Source organism: Paracoccus benzoatiresistens (genome assembly GCF_026913015.1).
In the GTDB taxonomy this organism is placed as follows: Bacteria; Pseudomonadota; Alphaproteobacteria; order Rhodobacterales; family Rhodobacteraceae; genus Paracoccus; species Paracoccus benzoatiresistens.
In genome coordinates this window covers 1-20,494 of the sequence record NZ_JAPTYD010000057.1, presented here as the reverse complement: position 1 = coordinate 20,494, position 20,494 = coordinate 1, and the positions used below count along the sequence as shown (strand labels likewise).

Sequence of the window (20,494 nt, the reverse complement as noted above, 5' to 3'; positions counted from 1 at the left end):
TGGAAATGCGAGGTAATCTTAGTCCGTCTGCACTTTCACGAAACTACCAACACGATATGCGGACACCTCCTTTTTTTTTCAGTGCCTGCATCCAAGGCGGTGGCCGGCCGTGTCCTTGAAGGGTGACAGGTGGCGCAAGGCTGCCTGCAGAACCCGAAAGGATCCTCTGATGACCGTATTCCGGACTGCAACCGCCGCAACCCTGGGCCTTGGCCTGTCCGCCGGCGCCGCCCTGGCTGCCCCCGTCGTCGGCCTTGTGGACGGCACCACCCTTGTCATGTTCGACAGCGCGAACCCTGCCGAGATGTCCACCATGCCGGTGACGGGGGCCGGGATGCTGCTGGGCATCGACTATCGACCCGGCAACGGGACGCTGGTGGCCGTGACCGGCGACAACAGGATCGTCACCATCGACCCCGCCACGGGTGCCGCGACCGAACTGGCGACCATGAACACGCCCCTGCCGATGGCGGACATGCCGGTCATCGTCGACTTCAACCCGATGGCAGACCGGCTGCGGCTGATGACCGGGACGACCAACCACCGCGTCAACGTCGATACCGGCGAGGTCACCGTTGATGGCAGCCTGGCCTTCGAGGATGGCGACATGCATGCGGGCGAGGCGCCGATGATCGCGGCGGCGGCCTATACCAACAGCTTCGGCAAGCCCGAGGAAACGGCGATGTATGATGTCGATACCACCATCGGCGCCCTGATCCGCCAGACCTCGCCCAATGACGGCACGCTGGCCGCGGTCGGCAAGCTGGGCATCGACATGGACGACACGACCCCCGCCTTCGACATCCAGACCACCGAGGATGGCACGAACACCGCCTGGCTCGTCGCCGGCGGCACGATCTATACCGTGGATCTGCAAACCGGGGCCGCGACCAAGGCCGGCATGCTGGAGGGCATCGACGGCGATCTGATCGACATCACGGCCATGCCGGCGATGTGACGACAGCCTCTGGCCGGGCCGGCGTCATCGATGACCCGGGCAACGCGAGGATGTCCCGGGTGCAGGAAGTCTGGCCTTGCCAAGGAGCTACTGTCCACCATTTCTCCAGGTGGGCAGTAGCGCAATCAGAGGAACGCTCTCGACCAAGGCACAAGGGTGGGGTCGAACATGTGTCGGCCCGGGTGTCCACGAAGCAAGACGGTCGCAGTGGATAGTCGAAGGGTCGTTCACATCACTGCCTTTGTTGCGCAGCACGCTTCCGTCTGAACGCCTGTTTGGCGTCCAGGGCTCTTGTTGAAGACAACTTCCTGGTTCAGACAGGGGCCGCAGGATCGGCACCGAAGTTGCCCTCTGACTGGCCTTGGCAGGTTCTGGCGGATCAGCTCGGCGACATCTATCGACCAAGGACGCCGTGCCGCCTCATCCGGTTCTTCTGCCTGTTGTGGCCATCCGCATCATGGCTGCACCGAACGCCAAGGGTGTCATGCCCAAGCCCGTTCGTGCTGGAAGTTCGGCGGTCTCGGGAGGCAGCGCTGGCTGGGGAGCTTCCGAGAACTGCGGCGCCTCAATCTGCTCCTGGTCAAGCATGATGTGTTCCTGGTCTTTGGTCGGTTTGGACTACCAACGGAATAGATGCAGGGAGAGGAACTCTCGGGCAGCAACAGCGGTGCCATCACGAAGCCGTCGGTTGCGCCAAGCTTCGTGGCATTTCGCGCAAAATGAAGCAGCGCTACCCACGAAAAGCTCCCCTGGAAAAGCGGGGCCTATTTGCTACCACAGCCCCACTGTCGTGGGTTCGGGAAGCATATCGGAGACCGGCTTAGGCCGATCCCGCCAAGGAACGAAGTGGGAAAACCCCCCGGCGCATCAAAGCGCCGGGAGGTGGCCGTCTGGGTTGTGCGCCTGTATGTTCTGCAACTGCAGATGATGCAAATGGCCACACTTTGTAAATAAGAAACTGAATTTTCTCACGCTATTTGATCGAATTTTGCGTTTCTTCAAAGCAAATGACCTATTGTGATTGATCATGGGAGGCGCAGAGAGGCATAAGTCTTCCCGCGACGACCAACAGAACTTCAGCCCCGCCAACGGATCAATTTGTCTTGGAAGCTGATTCGGCTCCTGAAACTGCATCCCGAATGCCAGTCAGCGCGTCAACGAATGGTTCCGGAAGCTGGGCCGGGGGCGCTTACGCACACACCAGCAGAGTGTCGTTTTCAAAGGTGATGTTGGTCACGGTCACGTCCTCGCCGCAAATATCGATCGCGTTGTTGCGGCCCATTGGACCGTCCAGAGAGGCGATAACCGTCTTGTCCGCCTGCCTGAGAGCAGAGACCGACATGCCTTCGGCCCAGGGTGATGTTGTCCACGCCCACCTCGTAGTCCATGACGTTGGTGCCGATGCGGATGCCGTCCAGGGCCTCGAAGTCGAAAAAGAAACCATTTGCGCCGGCTTGGCCGGTCAACTGATCCATGCTGCCGCCGGCCCCGATCAGCAGGTCGCGCGGCTTGTTGCCGGCAAACGACTGCGATCGTGTTGCCGCTCATACCCTAGTCAGTCCAGTGCGGCGAGGAAGGCATTCACTTCGTGGGCCGCATGATCGCGCTGCGCGGAATTGAAAGACAATGGCGACAGAGGCGCGCGTTCGCGCTGGTCGAAGGCGTGATCGGCATCCGGCACAACCATCACTTCGATCCGCGCGCCCCGCGCGCGCAGCCGCGCGGCCATGCCCCGGCAGGCCTGAGTGCTGGCGATCCGGTCCTCGGCCGCAAGGATCATCAGCATCGGGGGTGCGGCGCTCCAGTCGCCCTCGTCGGCACCATTCAGCAGCCCGCAATAGGGATAAAGCAGGACGACCGCGTCCAGGTCATTCAGCAGCCGCGCCGGATCCCCAGGCCATCGGCGCAAGCCCGGGGGAACCTGCCCGCTCACCGCGAGGCGCAGGAATTCCAATGCCGTCCAGCCGCCGTGCGACGCGCCCAGCACGACCGTGCCTCCCGCGGGGGTCGCCGGGTCGGCCAGCGCGATGGCCAGATCGCCGGCACGTTCCTGTCCCGCCAGGGCCTGCCCGATGCAGACCAGCCGCCAGGCGTGGTACCGGTCGAGGTTGCGCGGGCGATGGCTGTCCAAGATCAGCGCCCGACGCCCGTGTTCCGCCAGGCGGTCGGCCCAGAAGTCCATGTTGTCATGCACCCCATCGCAGCCCGACAGCAGCACCGCGCCGCCTGTCCGGGCGCCGTCCTTTGCCGGCACCACGCGCCAGAAAGGCTCCAGCCGCGCGCGGAGGGCGGCGGGGGTATCGGCGGCGGTCAGCCCGGTCCGATGGCGCCAGGCGTTCGCCCCGGCCAGCGCCAGCATCAGCGCCGCCAGGACGGTGGCAACCAGACCAACTCGCTTCAGCCGTTGTCGCATCCGTGCTGGAATCCGTTGTTGCAATGCGCGGCCAGACGGGCGCTGTCGTCCGCGGTCCAGCCTTCGGGGTCGGTTACTGCCACCCAGGGTCCGATATAGTCGCGCGCGTAATACGAGTGGCCGTGTCCTTCCGGCGCGCTGGTCGCCAGGATCATGTCCGCCACCAGTTGGAACTGCGTCACGACCGGGGTGAAGCGAAGGTCAGGCGACACGTCCGCGGCCGGCGGCTCACCCATCCAGGCCGGCGCGCGCCAGACCGAGGACGGCTCATAGAACACGATCGGGTCGCTGGAATATTGCAGGAACAGCAGTCGCATGTCCCCCCATCCCCGCGACCCGCCTGCGTCCTGCGTATGGCTGGCAAAGCGGATCAGCCTTCCCTCGCCCACACGCGGCGCGACATAGGGGCTGGCCGGGTCGCGTTCCGCCATCGCCTCGTGCCAGCGGGCAGAGGGAAACGGAGGGCCCGCCCACAGGGCGCCGTGGATCGGGTTGTCCAGCAGGGCAAACAGGTCGGTCCCGTACATCGAGGCCCAGGCCCCCAGGCTCAGCCCATGGATATAAAGCCGCGGCCGGCTGTCAGGCGGAAGGCTGCGCCAGTGACCGTGGACCGTGCCGATCAGCGTCCGGGCCTGTTCCAGGCCCGCCTGCGTTTCCAGCAGCAGCGCCATGGGCGACTGCAGATAGGAATACTGAACCGCGACCGAGGCGATGTCTCCCCCGTGCATGTATTCGACGACATCGAAGCTGCCGGGATCCAGCCAGCCGGTCCCCGTGGGCATCGCAACGATCAGCACCTTGCGCTCGAACGCGCCAAGCCGCAGCAACTCGGCCAAGGCGCGGTCGGCGCGGACCTGCGCGGTCTCGGCCTCGGCGAGGCCCACATAGACCCGGATCGGGTCCAGCGCCGACCGTCCGCTGAAGGCCGCGATATCTTCCGCGTCCGGGCCCTGGGTGACGAAGTTCCGCCCTGGCTGGCCCATCGCGCCCCAGTCGATCAGCGACGCCGCGGCCCCGGGCGTGCGGGGGTTCGCGGGCGGCGGCGGGGCGGTGTCGAACAGGTCCTGCGCCGCGGTATAGGACCGGTCCAGGCCGCGGATCACCCGGTCCAGCACGCCGTCCCGTGTGACGAGCAGCAGTGCCAGGGTCACCAGCAGCAGTCCGGCCATGTCTGCGGTCCGGCGGGGCATGTGGAGGTAAAGCCACGCCCGCAGCCGGTCGAAGGCCCATTGCACCAGCGCCCCCGCAATCATCAGCACCGTGAAGACGGCCAGCGCCACCAAGACCATGTTCGGCACGTCCACGCTGTCGATCAGGTCCATTCCCATGCGGCTGCGGATACCGTTCTGCCAGTTTCTGGCATGTGCAAGGCAGAAGACCAGAAAGGCCGCCGCGGGAAGGCCGGTCAGCAGATGCGCGATTGTCGCCGCCCGTCCGCGCAAGACGGGCAGTTCGATTGCATGCCACAGCGACAGAAGGAAGCGGCCGATCATGTATCCCAATGCGGCGACCAGACCGCCCAGGATCCCCTGGACCAGCCAGCCGCGCGGGATCAGCGACGGGGTCAGCGAGGCGGCGAAGAGGACCAGCCCCAGATAAAGGGGAAGCAGGAATACCTTGAAAAATCGGTTCCGATCCATGCGGCCCCTTGGACTCCCGCCGTAGAGTGGCCCAGGTCAATTGTTAGTGCATCATCGGCCTCTGGTCCACTGAGACGAAGGCTTCAAGGGGGAGGGCGGATCGGCATTGTCGCAAGAAAGGGCTGCCGAAGGACCCATGCGGGCATCATGGAGGTTAGGGGCAGTCCCTGCAGATATCAGAACCAAAAAAATGATAAAGGCTGCGAGGATGATGGCGTTGAGGAAGATGTCTCCGCATCTTTCGTGAGGCGTAGCACTGCCGCGCCAGTCCTTCAGGCGGCCGAAGGCATTCTCGATGCGGCATCGCTTCCGGTAAAGGCGCTTGTTGTGTCTCGCCGGTTTCTTGCGCTTCTTCCGGGGTGGGATGCAGGGGCGGATGCCACGGTCCTCGAGGCCATCGCGCAACCAGTCGGCATCATACGCCTTGTCGCCCAGGAAACGCTTGGCTGGCGGCAGATGGCGCAAAAGCACGAGGGCGCCACGACTGTCGGCCATCCGACCGGGAGACAGAAAGAAGTTCAGCGGCCGGCCCTTGCCATCGCTGAGCATGGGCAACTTGGAGTTCAGACCGCCCTTGGTGCGTCCGATTGCCCGTGAACGATCCACTTTTTTCGAAGGCTGGCCGCAGTGCGGTGCGCTTTCAGCAAAGTTCTGTCGATCATCAGCGTGTTGCCTTGGGCGCCTGGCTGCGCCAGTTCCTGAAATATCCTGGCGAAGATGCCCATCCGGTACCAGCGGGCGAACCGGTTATACAGGGTCTTGCAGGGGCCATGGAACGCGTTCGGGCTGGCCCTTGAACCGGTGGCGGGCTCAGCCCTCACCATCTTGCCAGCGAAGACCGTTTCGCTTGACGTAGATGATGCCTCTCAGCACCTTGCGGTCGTCGGATCGGGCGCGCCCTCGCACCTTGGGAAAGAAGGGCCGTATGCGTCGCATCTGCTCCGCGCTCAGCCAAAAATATCTTTTGCTTCTCTGGTTCATGGTCAGCGTGGATCAGTCGACATGCTGGCGTGCATGTGAAATTCATAGGGACTGGTCCTAGTCCTTCAAACTGACTTGCGGGGCACCAGGGCGCGGACAAGCGCCGGCATATCAAGAGTGCCGACCGGCTGACCACCGCGGGTAACACGATAGCGCCGGGTCACATCGCCTCCAGAGCAGGCGATAACACTTTCCAGGGTGGCGTCGGCATCAACGTCACCCTCGACGTCGCCCTCTGCCGTCCCTTGGGTCATGACCGACCGAACGCGCAACACCCGAGCACGGTTAATGTCACTGATAAAGGCTTCGATATAGGGATCTGAAGGATTCAAAAGGATGTGTTGAGGCTCACCTTGCTGAACCACGATGCCATCTTTGAGGATGACCAGATGATCGGCCAGTTTAAGGGCCTCATCCAAGTCATGCGTGATGAAGACGATGGTCTTATGCAGTTCGCTTTGCAGTTCAATCAGCAAATCCTGCATGTCTGTGCGGATCAGCGGATCGAGAGCCGAAAAAGCTTCATCCATCAACATGATCCCCGCGTTCGACGTTAACGCGCGCGCAATTCCCACGCGCTGCTGCATTCCTCCGGATAGCTGGTGGGGATAGCGGTCGCCGAAACCCGCGAGACCTACCCGCTCCAGCCATTTCTGCGCCTCGCGCTGATAATGCTGGCGGGGAACGCCTTGTGTGGCTTGGGCCATTCCTGCGTTTTCCAGCACAGTGCGATGCGGAAGCAGGGCGAATTTCTGGAAAACCATGGACATGGTCTTGCGCCGCAACTCGCGCAGCCGTGCCTCGTTCCAGGCCAGGATGTTCTCGCCGTCGACCAGGACCTCGCCCGCGGTGGGCTCGATCAGGCGGTTGAGGTGGCGGATCAGCGTGGACTTGCCCGACCCGGACAGGCCCATGATGACGGTGATCTCGCCCTCGCGGATGTCGACATTGATGTCGTTAAGGCCGAGGACATGATTGCGTTTCGCGAGCAGGTCGGTCTTGCCCATTCCCGCGCGGACATCGGCCAGGGCCGCCTTGGGGCGTTCTCCAAAGATCTTGAAGAGATTGCGGATCGATACCTTGACGGGTGTAGTCATCCTTGCCTCCTCAGTGCCGCGACTTGCTGGCGTCGATGCGGTTCAGCGCGGATTTAGTGACGCGGTCCAGGACGATCGCCAGCAGCACGATCCCGAAGCCTGCGATCAGACCCACACCCAGTTCCAGGTTGCGGATCCCGCGCAGCACCAGAACCCCCAGGCCGGGCGCCGAGACCAGAGAGGCGATCACCACCATGGCCAGGCTCATCATGATGGTCTGGTTGATGCCAGCCATGATGTTGGGCAGTGCCAGGGGGATCTGGACCCCGAACAGCTTTTGCCATCGGCTCATGCCAAAGGCATCGGCGGCCTCAATCACGTCTCGATCCACTAGACGGATGCCCAGATCGGTCAGCCGGATCACCGGCACGATGGCATAAAGGATGATCGCGATGCCGTAGAGCTTTGGTTCCGTCACACTGAACAGGAAAATTAGCGGGATCAGATAGACGAAGGCCGGAAGCGTCTGCAGCATGTCAAGGATCGGCGTCACGATCCGCTGCAACGTGTCGCTGCGCGACATGGCGATGCCGATGGGCACGCCGAACAGGACGCAGATGAAAGCGCAAACGAAAATGATCGCGAGCGTCTGCATCGCCTCGGTATAGTGGTCCACGAAGGCCAGCAGGCCCAGCGATGCCGCGACAAGCAGGACGACGCTTGCGGACCGGGATACAAGCCAGGTCAGCAGCAGAAGGACGGGCAGCATGATGAACCAGGGCGTCGCCGTCATCAGCCAGATCGTTTCGCGCAGCATCCAGGACAGTGGCTGCGTCATCGGATCCAGCACTACCCGCAGCGCGTCGCGCGCCGACAGGAAGCCGCGTTCCAGCCCCAGGGTCAGGTCGCGCGTCTGCCAGATTGCCCCGCAGGCCTCGTGCAGGTTGTTGAGCGACGGCAGCGGCAGATCCCACCACGCCCCCCCGGACTGCGCCGCCCCGCCCTGGGTCTTGGCCAGAAGATCGGCCATCGACATGGGGCCGCCGCTGCTGCCGCCGCCGTCGCACCAATCCCTAAGCCCCAAGGCAGTGAATACGCCGTCGTAGCTGGCCATCGCTTGCGTCCCTGTCTGTTCCCGCTGCGGGATGGTTCATTATAGTAAAGGTCGATGCCGTTACGGCACCGACCACATTCCGCGCTTTCGCGGACACTCAGTTCTGCTGGATCAGCGCCGACAGCTTTGCCTTGGCGTCATCCGACAGCCAGGTCTGCCATTCTTCGGCATTGTTGGTCAGGTAATGAACCGCGACCTCCTGAGCGGATGCCTTGTTCTCGTCCTGCCAAGCCAGAAGGGCACTCATGTCGTCGGTCTTGAAGGTCATCTTGCGCAGGAACTCGACGACCTCGGGCTGGTCCTCGACCAGGGCCGCGGTGACGGCGGTGACGCTGGGCGCCTCGGGGAAGTCCGAGACCTGGGGATCTGGCGCGTTTGGGTTCTGCAGCGGCGAGAACTTGGCCTTGTCGTATTGACCCAGCTTGACGCGGGTCATGTCGTATTTGCCCAGCGGCACAGTCGGCCCCCAGTAGTATCCAAACCATGGTTCCTCGCTGGTCACAGCCGACCCCATCGACGAGGCCAGGGTTTCGCCGGAGCCATGGTTGAAGACCTCGATGCCCGCGTCTTCCAGCTTCAGCGCCCGGACCAGGTTGTCGCTGACGACGCGGCAACCCCATCCCTCGGGACAGTTGTTGAAGCGGCCGCCGACCAAATCGGGATTGGCCATCACGCCTTCGATGGTGGTCAGTTCGGGATGGGCCTCGGCCAGGTAGGTGGGGATCCACCAGCCCTCGATCCCGCCGGGATCCAGCACGTCGGTCAGCGTGACCATGGTTCCGGCCTGTTCCAGCTTCGTATAGGCCTCGCCGGCCGAGTTCAGCCACAGGTCGGTGACGATGTCGGGTTCACCGTTTTCGGCGACAGAGGTGATGGCCGGGATGGTGTCGGACTTCACCAGCGACACTGTGCAGCCATAGCCCTGCTCCAGCAGGAACTTCGCGACCTCGGTGATGACCTCGGCCGAGGCCCAGCCCATCTGCGCGATCGACAACTCGCCACACGCGGACGTGCTGTCCTGCGCCATTGCCGGAACCGCGAGCGTGCTGCCCAGTGCCAGCGCGATAGTCGAGACAAGTGTTTTCATTCCGCTCTCCTGTTGTTGTCCGGCAAGCGGACATGATGGGGCCCCACGCGTCTGATGCGCGTGTTGGGATATTTGACAGCATTGAAGATTGCCGTCCGTTCATTGGTTGCACAGTCAACCTGCAATGAATTATCCCGTCGCGTCAAACAGGTATTCGAGGCCGAGCAGATTTAATGAAGACGCAAGGTGCTAGGCTTAGGCTGGGGCAGAATCCGGGGTGATCTGAGCTTACGCCGGTTGTGCGCCCACCACATCGGGCAGCGGGAGGATGCGCTCGGCCGTCGCATTGAAGCCAAGGCGATCGCCGAGATAGGCAAAGAAGGAGATGCCGAGCTTGCGGCAGGTCTTCATCAACTCGAGCATGATGTCGCCTGCCTGGCGGCCATCGCCGCTCATCGGACCGCCTGAGATCCGGCGCTTGGTCACGCATGCCCGAAGGTCGTTTTCGGAGGCATTGGTGTGGAGCAGGATCTCGGGGTGTAATTTCTTCAGCCATCCTGCCGACAAAATTGGCTCTCGCATCCCCTTAACCACGAGGAGCATGACCCAGTGCTTATGCATTTTTTGCATGCTGGTAATAAAAACATAGCATTGGCCGACGCCGCGGTTGCACATTACAGTTGTAAAAAATCGGTATCCGAGATGATCATTGTCTAGAACTGTTTACATCAACGGTGAATTCTTTCCCGCATCCGATGCTCGAATCTCTGTATTTGACAGGGGGTTTCTGTTTGGCGACAGCATTTACGAAGTCACTGCTGTCATTGACGGGAAGATGATCGATAATGATCTGCATCTGGGAAGGCTTGAGCGCTCTGTCGATCAGCTCGATATTCCTATGCCTCTTTCCCGAGGAAAAATTATTTCGGTTCAGCTTGAACTTATCACCCGCAACAAGATCGTGGAAGGTCTCGTCTACCTTCAGGTGACAAGAGGAACAGAAGACCGGAGTTTTGATTACAGCTCCGCCCTAAAGCCCAATCTGGTCGCTTTCACACAGGATAAGCCAATCAAAGGCACAAATGCGCATAGGGCCGGGGTCAAGGTTGCCATTGTAGAAGATGCGCGATGGGCCCGCCGGGATATCAAGACCACAATGCTTCTGGCACAGGTCCAGGCAAAGCGGCACGCTAAAGCCGTGGGTTGCGATGAGGCTTGGATGGTTCAGGACGGGTTTGTAACCGAAGGTGCTTCGTCATCAGCATTTATTCTGACCCGCAGAAACTACCTGGTTACACGTCCGAACTCGGCGGCAATTCTGCCTGGCTGTACACGGCAAGCGGTGATCGAAGTAGCCCGCCAACTCGACTTCGATATCGAAGAGAGACTATTTACCACTGAGGAAGCATGCGCTGCTAAAGAAGCTTTTCTGACCAGTGCCACAAGTCTAGTTACGCCCGTGATTGAAATTGCCGGGCATAGCATTGGCGCGGGACAGCCCGGTCCGGTCACGCGCCGAATACAAGACGTCTATTTTGATATCGCGCGCCACTTTTAGCGCAAAGAAATAGGCGCATGTTCTCGATCAAACATAAACAGGGGAGTAAATAACATGGGTTCTTCGACCATTAAGCATGCCTTGCTGGCATCCGCACTGAGCCTGATGGCTGGCACGGCTTGGGCCGAGACAACCGGTTATGGCAAATGCGAACTCACAGGCGAGCGCGCTTCCCATACGATCGAGCCAGCGGTGCCCGGACAGTTCAATGTCATTATCAACCTGCCAGCGGTCGGTCAGTTCAACGGAGACACACCCGAGACGGTTCAGGACGGGTTTGAGTTCTGCATGGCAGTCAATATCGCCCACAGGCTCGGTCTGGATAGTGTAAAGCTCACGAATGCATCGTTCGACTCGATTGTCGCAGGCAAGAACAAGGATTTCGACATCGCCCTTGCGTTGATCTCGGTCACCGAGCCACGCAAGAAGGTCGTCGATTTTTCGACCCCCTATATGCAGTCCAGCTTCGGCGTCGCCGCCAAAGCGGGCGCTGATGTCACTGAAGCCGATTTGGCCTCGAGCCGCGTCGGCGTGCAGGCGGGGACAACCCTTGTGTCCTTTGTGCAGGACACGCTGAAGGTGGCAGATGTCGATGTCTATGATGATACGGCTTCGATGTTCACCGCAGCCGCGTCGGGCAAGGTCGACGCTGTCATGACGGATATGAGCATTGTGCTAGGGCAAGTTGCCAATTCCCAGGGTCGCCTGAAAGTTGTCGGGAAATACCCTACGGATGATGAAATGGCTGGAATCTATCCCAAGGGTTCGCTCAACAAGCCCGTTATCGACGCAGTTATCGCCGAACTCAAGGAAGACGGGACGCTCAAAAAGCTCGAGGCCGCTTATCTGCTGCCGTCCTGGGGCGGTGTCTCGCCCGACGATGTCGCGACCTGGCAACAGTAAGACAGGCATAGGCAATCCATGAACAAGCCGGCTGTCATGGCCAATCGCGAGCGCGCTGATCTCTGGCACGCTCGCAGCAAGGTCCGTGCCCATAGCGTCCAGACCTGGGCCTCACTTTCAATCGCAACACTGACGTGTGTTGCCGTGGTCCTATCGGCGTATTCAATTGCCCGCTACGCGATTGCCCAGGGGTGGGACAGACTGCCCGTGTGGATTGGGGCCGGGGTATTTATGACTGTTGCCGTTCTGGTGGCAGCATCGGCGGCAAGAGCCCTTCAACTGTCAAAACATGCTCAACTGGCGCGAGATGTCTATGATGGCCGGGCATTGGGTGCACGCGCCTCCGAGCAGTCCTGGCGAGCGATATCATACTCTGGCGCTCTCGTGATCCTGTGTATCTTTGCCTGGTTCATGGTCGTCAACGACGCGGCCGTCAGCCGCACGTTCTTTGATGTCGATCTCATCGCACGGTCCGCAGGGACCGTCTTGAAGGCGTTTGGGACCAATTTCTTCATCTTCACGGTCTCAGCATTTCTTATTCTCATATGGGCCTTGGTCATCGCTATTGCCCGCACACTGCCGGGAAAGGCCGGCCGTCCCATCCGAATGCTGGCGATCATCTACAGCGACCTGTTTCGCGGACTTCCCGCGATCATTACAATATACCTCATCGGCTTTGGCCTACCCCTGACAAACCTGCCGATACTGAAGGACCTTTCGTCAAGCGCCTATGCCATTATCGCCCTGACCCTGACCTACGGGGCCTATACGTCCGAAGTCTATCGCGCCGGGATCGAAAGCATTCATCCCAGCCAGATCGCCGCAGCCCGATCCCTGGGGCTCTCGTACTCCAAAACGATGCGCTATGTGATTGTTCCACAGGCAGTACGGGGCATCATTCCACCTCTGATGAACAACTGCATCAGCCTGCAGAAGGATACGGCCCTGGTGGCGATCATCGGGACCATCGATGCGTTCAACCAGTCCAAGATCATTGCCAGCAACAACTTCAATTTGTCGGCGGTGACAACTGTCGCCATCATCTTCATTCTTCTGACCATTCCTCAGGCACGTCTCGTTGACCGGCTCATTGAGCGCGACCGCAACAAAAGGCGGTCGGGCTGATGGGAATGGAAAGAACACGAACAATCCCAAGAGGTCCGGGCATGGCGCTCGTTGAAGTCGACAAGGCGACCAAACGGTATGGCAGCCTGACGGTCCTAAACGGTCTGTCACTGGATATCGAGGCGCATCAGGTGGTCTGCCTGATCGGTCCCTCGGGCTGCGGAAAATCGACTTTGCTGCGCTGCATCAACAGGCTTGAAACGATCCAGGATGGTGAAATCCGTCTGCATGGCGACCGGATCACTGGCCCGGGCGTGGATCTCGACCTGCTGCGTCGCGAAGTTGGTATTGTTTTTCAGGGATACAATCTTTTCCCGCATATGAGCGTTCTTGAAAACATCACCCTGGGCCCGCTGAAGGTGCTCGGCATGCCGCGCGCCGAGGCACGCGACAAGGCGATGTCGCTTCTCGCGCGGATCGGTCTAGCGCACAAGGCTGGCGAATATCCCGACCGGCTGTCCGGCGGCCAGCAGCAGCGGGTGGCGATCGTACGCGCCCTGATGATGGATCCGGCGCTGCTGCTGCTGGATGAAATCACCTCGGCGCTTGATCCCGAACTGGTATCGGAGGTTCTCGATATCGTTCGTGATCTGGCCCGCAACGGCATGACCATGGTGCTGGCCACGCACGAGATGGGGTTTGCCCGCGAAGTAGCTGACAAGGTCTGTTTTCTGCACGCAGGAGTGGTGCACGAGGAGGGCCCTCCTTCCCAGATCTTCGGAGATCCTCAGGACGAACGAACCCGGGCTTTTCTCAAAAGCATCATCGATGCCGGACGGTTGTAACACAGATCTCCATGTCCCACAGGAAGCACGGATGACACGCACCACCGCCTCCTTCGGCCTGGCCTGCAGCGACCTGCGCCCGGGCAAGACGAATGGCATCACCGACGTGCCTGGCGTTCTCGTCGGTCACTGTACTCTGCGAAGCGGTGACATTAACACGGGCGTTACGGCGATCCTGCCGCACGGAGGCAACCTTTTCCGGCGCAAGGTGGTCGCGGCCAGCCATGTGATCAACGGGTTTGGCAAGACGGTCGGGCTTGTGCAGGTTGACGAGCTAGGCACGATCGAGACGCCGATCCTGTTGACCAACACCCTCTCGGTCGCGGCGTGCAGCGCGGCGCTGATCCGCGAGGCCTTGGCGCGCAATCCCGATATCGGACGCACGACCTCTACGGTCAACACGGTCGTTGGCGAATGCAACGACGGGCCACTCAATGACATCCAGGCCATGGCCGTGACTGAGGATCATGCGCTCTCGGCTCTGGCGGCAGCTCATGGCGGACCAGTGGAGCAAGGCAGCATCGGTGCCGGCACGGGCATGACCTGTTTCGGGTTCAAGGGCGGGATCGGATCAGCCTCGAGGAGGCTGGAGATTGCCGGACAGGACTTTCACCTGGGTGCGCTTGTGCTGACGAACTTCGGAAGGGCGGGCGATCTGATCCTGCCCGACGGCCGCCGTCCGTTTCCCGCAGGTGCGGAGGCCGGAGCGGAATCGCCCGAAAAAGGCTCGGTCATCGTGATCTTGGCCACAGACGTGCCGCTGGACCACCGGCAACTGGCCCGCGTGGCCCGGCGGGGCGGGGCAGGACTGGCGCGACTGGGATCGTTCTGGGGACATGGCAGCGGCGACATCAGCATCGCCTTCTCGACCGCCAACCCGGTTGATCATGGCGAGGAGCAGGACATTGTCAGTCGGCGCGTCCTGAGCGAGAGCCGGATCGATCTGCTGTTTCAGGCGACGGCCGAATCCACCCAGGAAGCGGTCCTGAACTCGTTGCTGGCGGCCGATCGGTTCCTCGGCCGGGGTGGAGCCATGCGCCTGTCTCTGGCGGACTGCCTCGCCAAAGGATCCGAGACCCTGCCCCAAAATCAGTTTGGCCAACACTCCGAGAAACAATGAAGACATGACACAATCCTCACCTTCCAAGCCTGTGGTCGGCGTCTTGGCCAACCAAGTCCATGATGGCCTTCTGCCTGGCCAATCTGTCGACGAAAAATATCTGTCGGCCTTGACCGAATTGTCCGACGTGGATGTGATCATCATCCCCGCCCTTCCGAGCCAACATGGCTATGGCACCATCCTGAGCCGGATCGACGGGCTGTTGCTGACAGGAGCGGCAACGAATGTGCATCCAAAATATTTCCAGCCCGATGCTGAGGAGGCGGCTTATCAGCCATTCGATATTGGCCGAGACGATGCAGCCCTAGCCTTGATCAGACTTGCCGCAGAACGCGACCTTCCCCTGCTGGCGATCTGCCGCGGCGCGCAGGAGCTCAATGTGGCATTTGGCGGGACCCTGCATGCCGACATCGCGCTCGACGAGGCATACGGGTGCCATGCAACCTGGGTCAAAGGTGCTCCGCTGGACGTGCTTTACGGCCCCTCTCACGATTTGGTCATTCGCCCCGGCGGTTGTATCGACAGGCTTCTGGGCGAAGGTCCGGCCCAGGTGAATTCCCTGCATGTCCAAGCAATCGCCCAGGTCGGTGAAGGTCTCGAGGTCGAAGCCCATGCCCCAGATGGCACCGTAGAGGCAGTCAGCATTAAGGGTGCGACCTTCGGCCTAGGATTGCAATGGCACCCTGAATACAAGGCCGCCGAGAACGATATCTCCCGTCCCATCTTCCAGGCCTTCGGCGCGGCCGCGCGCGATTTTTGCAGAAAACGTCGCTCTGCCTAGCACAACCCACGCCCTGCCCGATGCTCTTTCTGGGTAGCCTGCTCAGCGTGAGTACTCACAGCGAGCAGGCTGGCGGCCCGAGCGGACGCTCGGCCGCCGCCCATAACTGATCCATAATGGGACGCCGTCGATGCGCATGACGATAAAGCCGGATTTCGATCGTCAGCGTCCAGGCAGGATCGGCACTGGCAAGGACAAGCTCACCACTCTCTAACTCCCGCCGCACGAGCTCTCGGGGGAGCCAGGCAACGCCCCAGCCTTTGAGTGCCATGGCCTTGTGACCGATTGAGATGGTGGTCTCATGGACCATCTGCCTGGAAAAGGCAGGCAGATTTGCAAACAGCTTGTTCAATGCCACGCCAAAGAAGGAGAAATCGCCGTAGCTGAGAAACGGCAGTGTTCCCCCACAGTCGATGACCTGATCAAGCCAGGGCCCCTCAGGACGGGGGCAGCAGACAGGAAGAACCCTCTCCTGGCCGAGCACCAGATAAGGAAACCGTGCCTCGTCAAGCAAGAGCGGGACAGATCCATGGGCATATGTCAGCAAGAAATCGCAGTCCCCCTCCACAAGAGACGCGATATTGTCTTCGATACCACCCCGGTCCGGCCCCAGATAGGATGTAAAGGACGGCAGGCTGGATTGCAGGCCGCGCAGCCAAGCTGGAAAAAAGGTTACGGCCAGCGTGTGAAGGGCTGAAAACGTCAGATGCTGGCGTTCCTGGCTCTGGGGTGCGGTCAGAACCAGGCGGTGGGCCTGCCAGTCCTGGATCGTCCGCTGCGCCATGGGCAGGAAGCGCTTTCCGTCATAGGTCAGCTCCGAGGGATAAACGGCACGATTGATCAGGGTTGCACCGATCCACTCTTCCAGTTGCCGAATGCGGCGGCTGAATGCAGGCTGGGATACACCCCGCAGAGTGGCAGCCCTGGAAAAGCTTGCATGTTCCGCCAAGCAGACGAAGTCTTCCAGCCATTTAAGCTCCATGCAAGTTCCCCGTCGAAAAAGAGGCGAGCTTGGAAAGCTTGGTCAAACTAAAACACTGAACTCGTTTGTGCATTAGCATCCTGCAGATCAAAAAATTGACGTTCGAACCACAAAATATTGTCTTGCTTATGCTGAAGCTTCTGCGTGTTTCTGCGACGCCGTCGATGGCCCGGAAGACAGGCTTGCAAAAACACTGAACAGATTTTTGGGGTCTTCACAGGCGGGTACCAGCTGCACCGGTTTGCCCAAAGACAGGGTTTTTGCGGACTCATAAAGAAAATGAAGGGCGGAAAAATCCTCTAGAGCAAAACCTACGGAGTCAAATATCGTCACATCCTCTTCGCTCACGCGGCCCGGTTGCTGACCTGCAATGACACCAAAGATTTCCGTTGCCGCAAAATCGCTTGGCATTTGCTGAAGCTCGCCCTCAATCCTACTTTGCGGCTCATACTCAACAAAGACCCGCCCCTCGCACAAAATCCCGGGATGAAGCTCGGTCTTCCCGGGGCAGTCTCCTCCCACGGCATTGATATGCTGGCCAGGCTCGATCATGTCAGGAAGCAGGATCGCAGCGTTTGTTTTGTCTGCCGTTATTGTTGTGACAATATCTGCGCCCGACACCGCCTCGGCAATTGAGTCACATACTTCAATCGCGAGATTGCTGGTCTTCCTCAGGTTCATGACCAGCTTCGAGGTTGCGTCCGGATCGCTATCAAAAAGACGAACCTTCTCGATGCCGCAAAGATTGTGAAAGGCCAAGGCCTGAAATTCGCTTTGAGCCCCGTTGCCGATAAGTGCCATGCAGCGGCTGTTGGTGCGGGCTAAAAGACGGGCAGCCAGTGCTGACATTGCCGCGGTCCGCATCGCGGTCGTCAGGGTCAACTCACTTAGCAGCAAAGGAGCCCCGGTCGTCACATCAGCCAAAACGCCGAAAGCCATCACCGTCGGCAGGCCGAAGGAGGTGTTGCCGGGATGGCCGTTGACATATTTGAAGGTGTAGGTCTGGCCATCTGAAATTGGCATCAGTTCAATGACACCCTTGGCTGAGTGACTTGCGACGCGGGATGTTTTGTCAAATTCACGCCAGCGGCAATAATCAGCCTCAATCCGCGCAGCGATCTGTGCAAAGCATTCTGCAAGACCTGTCCGACGGACAATCTCCACCACATCGTCGACTGCCAGGTACAGCGTGCCTGTCGAAACATCTTTCATGAGTTGCCCCTCCCTGAGCCGCTTCGACGCTAGCAGCGAAGACAGGCAGCCGAAATGATAAAAACTGTTGCAATGCGCTATCTCATTGATCAAGATGCCGTTCTTAACTGGCGATTTGAGAAGTATGGACGACCTTGATCAGGCCCTCATCGCCTTGCTTCGCAAGAATGCACGCGCCAGTGTTTCAGAGCTCTCGGCCTCGCTCGGCGTGTCCAGAGGAACGGTTGCAAACCGCATTCGTCGACTCGAGCTAACGAGGGTTGTGCAAGGCTACACCCTCAAGCTTCGACCTGATGCGGAGCTAGATGTTGTCCGCGCCTGGATGTGCATTCAAGTCGAAGGAGTCCATACGAGAAAGGTGATTGCCATCCTCATGGGAGAACCCGGAGTGGACGCAATTCACGACACCAACGGACGTTGGGATCTGCTAGCTGAATTGCGCGTCGCTTCCATGGCAGAACTGGCGCAGGTCCTGGACCGCATCCGGATGATTAAAGGCATCCATGGCACAGAAACAAGCATTCATCTGGCGACATTTAGATAACAGAAAGAACTAGGGTTAGGACTTCGGTAACGGGGCCGCCCCAGTCAATTCCCGAGCGGTGCAGGACCAGTCAGTCTAAATTTGGTACGAATGCTCCATAACCAGGATCCGGCAAGAATTTGCCACGCCTTTCCGGAAACGCGTTCAGGTCTTCGTCGCATCAATAGCCGTTGTTCATCCGGGTCATCTGGCGGAGCTGATCGCGCAAGCCGTTCGGTGAGGCAATGATCGTGGTCTGGATCATCTGCAGGGCGACCCGCCGGGCATTGACCGCCGTTTTCCAACAAACACGCAAAACTCTTTGGGGTCTCCGCATTTCGCGTTGGCTTGTCGTTTCAACCGGACGATTTTGCGCTCACCGGAGTTGGACAGCCGCTTCTTCGATCATGTCCCGCGCATACCGCGCCCTTGCCGACAAGCGACTGCCGCGGCGCACGACGAGCCAAAGTTCGTGCCAGCGGCGCTTCGGAAGCTGGACGATGGAGAGGCTCGCCTTGTCGGCGAAAGCTTCGACACCGCTTCTGGGTAGGAGTGTGTAGCCGACCCCCTTGGCCACAGGGGCGGGGATCTGACCGATCTGGTTGACCGAACCGCGTACGCTTAACTGGTCGGCGCCAGGGTAATCATCCGGGAAATTCAGCCGCAGCAGCTCATCTGCATAGCCATAGCCATCAGGATGCGCGATGAAGCCACGAGCCTCGAGATCGCTGAAGGACACAGGCATGTCGACTGCGTCCGCTGGCAGAACAAGACACAGCTCCTCTCGTCCGAGATGTGTGGCCTCCAGCCGCGCGTGATCTGGGTCCGCCCCAAGCACGCCCAGGTCGAAACTGCCTTCCAGCAACCCTGCCAGGATCTTGGCCTGCGGCGCTGCCTCAAGATGAACACTCAGGTCGGGAGCGGCGCGCATCCAGGCCAGCAGCATCGGGTAAAGCAGCAACGCGAAGCTGCCAGAGCATGCGATGTGAACCGGTCCCGCGTTCCAGTCGTCTGCCTCGATGGCGTCGCGCAGGCTTTTCTCCTCAACGCGCCGCGACAGACCGAGCTCAAAAACTGCTTCTCCCGCCGGGGTGAGGGTGAAACTCTTGCCCAGTCGGCTGATCAGCCCCTGACCGACCTGCTGCTCGAGCTTCCTGAGATGCTGGCTCACGCCCGGTTGGGTCATGTTCAAACGCTCAGCGGCTTGGGTGAAGTGCCCGATTTCGCAAAGTGTAGTGAAGGTCTCGAGCCAGGTCGCATTGAGCATTGGATGATAACAATTCGTTCTGATTAATATGCCGAATGATAATTTAAAAAAACACTATGCACAGTCCATGTCGGCGTCAACGCAACGCTAACGGAGATATAAGATGATCCAGACACCCCGCACCTTTTCCCACATCGGCCTGTCTGTTCCGGACCTCGACGCTGCCGTGAAGTTCTACTCCAACGTTCTCGGTTTCTACGTCGTGATGGCGCCGTCCGAGGCCATCGAGGACGACAGCGCCATCGGCATCATGTGCACGGACGTGTTCGGCCCCGGGTGGGGCTCGCTCAGGATCGCGCACCTGTCAACCGCTGACGGCATCGGTATTGAGATCTTCGAGTTTCCCGGCAACTACGCACCCGAGGACAAGCTCGAGCACAAGCGCCACGGCACCTTTCACTTCGCGGTGCAGGACCCGGACGTCGAAGGTCTGGCCCAACGCATCGTCGAGGCCGGCGGGCGGCAGCGGATGCCGGTGCGCGAATACTTCCCAGGAACGAAGCCCTACCGGATGGTCTACGTCGAAGACCCGTTCGGCATCGTCTTCGAGCTCTACAGCCACAGTTACGAGCTGACCTATTCCGCTGGGGCCTACGAGTAGCGGACCGCCCCGGCCCCGTGTGAAATGGGGCCGGCACAATCCGACCTCGCATTTAATAGGGTCGGGCGCGCGCAAATGGCGCAGATTCATGTTCGTATTTTGCGAATTAATCTTCATTACCTTCTATTGTTATGAAGGTCGGATTTGTGGTTCAACAGCTTTCGTGCTTTAACAGGAATAGCCTGAAAGATCGTCATGCCAGCCAGCCAGCCAGGCCAATCCCTGACCGACGCCCTGCGCGCCGCCGGCTTCCGGGGCGAAATCGAGACGGACAGCGCGTTGCGGGCGGCGATGTCCACCGACAATTCGGTCTACCAGATCACCCCCGACCTGATCGCCGCCCCCTGCGACGGACAGGATGTGGTGCGCGCGCTGGCTGCACTCGAGGCACCTGCCTTTGCCGATGTCGCGCTGACCGCGCGCGGCGGCGGCACCGGAACGAACGGGCAAAGCCTGAACCGCGGGCT

20 protein-coding genes and 1 pseudogene are annotated in these 20,494 nt (G+C 60.3%); 10 read left to right on the top strand and 11 right to left on the bottom strand.

Annotated elements, in window-relative coordinates; all coding sequences use genetic code 11:
* Window positions 1–169: 169 nt before the first annotated feature.
* Entirely contained in the window at window positions 170–958 is a 789-nt protein-coding gene (locus OU682_RS20270; RefSeq protein ID WP_268944029.1) for a DUF4394 domain-containing protein, read from the top strand.
* 1,217 nt (window positions 959–2,175) lie between these two features.
* Here OU682_RS20270 and OU682_RS20265 read toward each other — a convergent pair.
* The 8 genes and pseudogenes from OU682_RS20265 to OU682_RS20230 all read right to left on the bottom strand — a co-directional run bounded on the left by OU682_RS20265 (window position 2,176) and on the right by OU682_RS20230 (window position 9,773).
* The gene (locus tag OU682_RS20265; RefSeq protein ID WP_268944028.1) at window positions 2,176–2,433 is read right to left on the bottom strand and encodes a hypothetical protein; all 258 of its coding nucleotides are present in this window, start codon (window positions 2,431–2,433) and stop codon (window positions 2,176–2,178) included.
* An 80-nt stretch (window positions 2,434–2,513) separates the two neighbouring features.
* Window positions 2,514–3,371, bottom strand: a complete 858-nt coding sequence (locus tag OU682_RS20260; protein ID WP_268944027.1) for a dienelactone hydrolase family protein — start codon at window positions 3,369–3,371, stop codon at window positions 2,514–2,516.
* The gene (locus tag OU682_RS20255) at window positions 3,356–5,011 is read right to left on the bottom strand and encodes an alpha/beta hydrolase (protein ID WP_268944026.1); all 1,656 of its coding nucleotides are present in this window, start codon (window positions 5,009–5,011) and stop codon (window positions 3,356–3,358) included. The genes OU682_RS20260 and OU682_RS20255 overlap by 16 nt, the downstream gene beginning before the upstream one ends.
* A gap of 186 nt (window positions 5,012–5,197) precedes the next feature.
* Window positions 5,198–5,992, bottom strand: a pseudogene (locus OU682_RS20250) (IS5 family transposase); the annotation flags it as partial.
* A 65-nt stretch (window positions 5,993–6,057) separates the two neighbouring features.
* Window positions 6,058–7,089: a quaternary amine ABC transporter ATP-binding protein gene (locus tag OU682_RS20245; protein ID WP_268944025.1), complete on the bottom strand. Its 1,032-nt coding sequence runs from the start codon at window positions 7,087–7,089 to the stop codon at window positions 6,058–6,060.
* A gap of 10 nt (window positions 7,090–7,099) precedes the next feature.
* Entirely contained in the window at window positions 7,100–8,143 is a 1,044-nt protein-coding gene (locus tag OU682_RS20240; RefSeq protein WP_268944024.1) for an ABC transporter permease, read from the bottom strand.
* 97 nt (window positions 8,144–8,240) lie between these two features.
* Complete coding sequence (locus OU682_RS20235; RefSeq protein WP_268944023.1) at window positions 8,241–9,230, bottom strand: ABC transporter substrate-binding protein; 990 nt, start codon at window positions 9,228–9,230, stop codon at window positions 8,241–8,243.
* A 228-nt stretch (window positions 9,231–9,458) separates the two neighbouring features.
* Complete coding sequence (locus OU682_RS20230; protein ID WP_268944022.1) at window positions 9,459–9,773, bottom strand: hypothetical protein; 315 nt, start codon at window positions 9,771–9,773, stop codon at window positions 9,459–9,461.
* A 106-nt stretch (window positions 9,774–9,879) separates the two neighbouring features.
* On the opposite strand from OU682_RS20230, the gene OU682_RS20225 reads away from it, so the two are divergent.
* From OU682_RS20225 to OU682_RS20200, 6 genes are read left to right on the top strand one after another with little or no spacing between them, the layout of a single operon-like run.
* Window positions 9,880–10,728 (top strand): D-amino-acid transaminase, encoded by an 849-nt coding sequence (locus tag OU682_RS20225; protein ID WP_268944021.1) that lies wholly within the window; start codon window positions 9,880–9,882, stop codon window positions 10,726–10,728.
* Window positions 10,729–10,782: 54 nt separating this feature from the next.
* A complete protein-coding gene (locus OU682_RS20220; RefSeq protein WP_268944020.1) occupies window positions 10,783–11,631 on the top strand; it encodes an ABC transporter substrate-binding protein in 849 nt (282 codons plus the stop codon).
* A gap of 18 nt (window positions 11,632–11,649) precedes the next feature.
* On the top strand, window positions 11,650–12,756 hold the full coding sequence (locus OU682_RS20215; protein ID WP_268944019.1) for an amino acid ABC transporter permease: 1,107 nt from the start codon (window positions 11,650–11,652) through the stop codon (window positions 12,754–12,756).
* Between the two features lie 41 nt (window positions 12,757–12,797).
* A complete protein-coding gene (locus tag OU682_RS20210) occupies window positions 12,798–13,541 on the top strand; it encodes an amino acid ABC transporter ATP-binding protein (protein WP_268944018.1) in 744 nt (247 codons plus the stop codon).
* Between the two features lie 31 nt (window positions 13,542–13,572).
* Entirely contained in the window at window positions 13,573–14,661 is a 1,089-nt protein-coding gene (locus OU682_RS20205) for a DmpA family aminopeptidase (protein ID WP_268944017.1), read from the top strand.
* 4 nt (window positions 14,662–14,665) lie between these two features.
* Window positions 14,666–15,442, top strand: a complete 777-nt coding sequence (locus tag OU682_RS20200; RefSeq protein WP_268944016.1) for a gamma-glutamyl-gamma-aminobutyrate hydrolase family protein — start codon at window positions 14,666–14,668, stop codon at window positions 15,440–15,442.
* A 55-nt stretch (window positions 15,443–15,497) separates the two neighbouring features.
* Here OU682_RS20200 and OU682_RS20195 read toward each other — a convergent pair whose 3' ends face one another.
* A complete protein-coding gene (locus OU682_RS20195) occupies window positions 15,498–16,424 on the bottom strand; it encodes a LysR family transcriptional regulator (protein ID WP_268944015.1) in 927 nt (308 codons plus the stop codon).
* 126 nt (window positions 16,425–16,550) lie between these two features.
* Window positions 16,551–17,636: an ornithine cyclodeaminase gene (ocd, locus tag OU682_RS20190; protein WP_268944014.1), complete on the bottom strand. Its 1,086-nt coding sequence runs from the start codon at window positions 17,634–17,636 to the stop codon at window positions 16,551–16,553.
* 124 nt (window positions 17,637–17,760) lie between these two features.
* On the opposite strand from ocd, the gene OU682_RS20185 reads away from it, so the two are divergent.
* Window positions 17,761–18,180: an Lrp/AsnC family transcriptional regulator gene (locus OU682_RS20185; RefSeq protein ID WP_268944013.1), complete on the top strand. Its 420-nt coding sequence runs from the start codon at window positions 17,761–17,763 to the stop codon at window positions 18,178–18,180.
* A 355-nt stretch (window positions 18,181–18,535) separates the two neighbouring features.
* Here the strand turns inward: OU682_RS20185 and OU682_RS20175 are convergent, their stop codons facing one another.
* Window positions 18,536–19,426, bottom strand: coding sequence for a LysR family transcriptional regulator (locus OU682_RS20175; RefSeq protein WP_268944012.1), 891 nt, complete (start codon window positions 19,424–19,426; stop codon window positions 18,536–18,538).
* Window positions 19,427–19,529: 103 nt separating this feature from the next.
* Here OU682_RS20175 and OU682_RS20170 point away from each other — a divergent pair, with 103 nt between their 5' ends.
* The gene (locus OU682_RS20170) at window positions 19,530–20,027 is read left to right on the top strand and encodes a lactoylglutathione lyase family protein (RefSeq protein WP_268944011.1); all 498 of its coding nucleotides are present in this window, start codon (window positions 19,530–19,532) and stop codon (window positions 20,025–20,027) included.
* A 195-nt stretch (window positions 20,028–20,222) separates the two neighbouring features.
* On the top strand, window positions 20,223–20,494 hold a 272-nt coding region (locus tag OU682_RS20165), incomplete at its 3' end, for a hypothetical protein (RefSeq protein WP_268944010.1).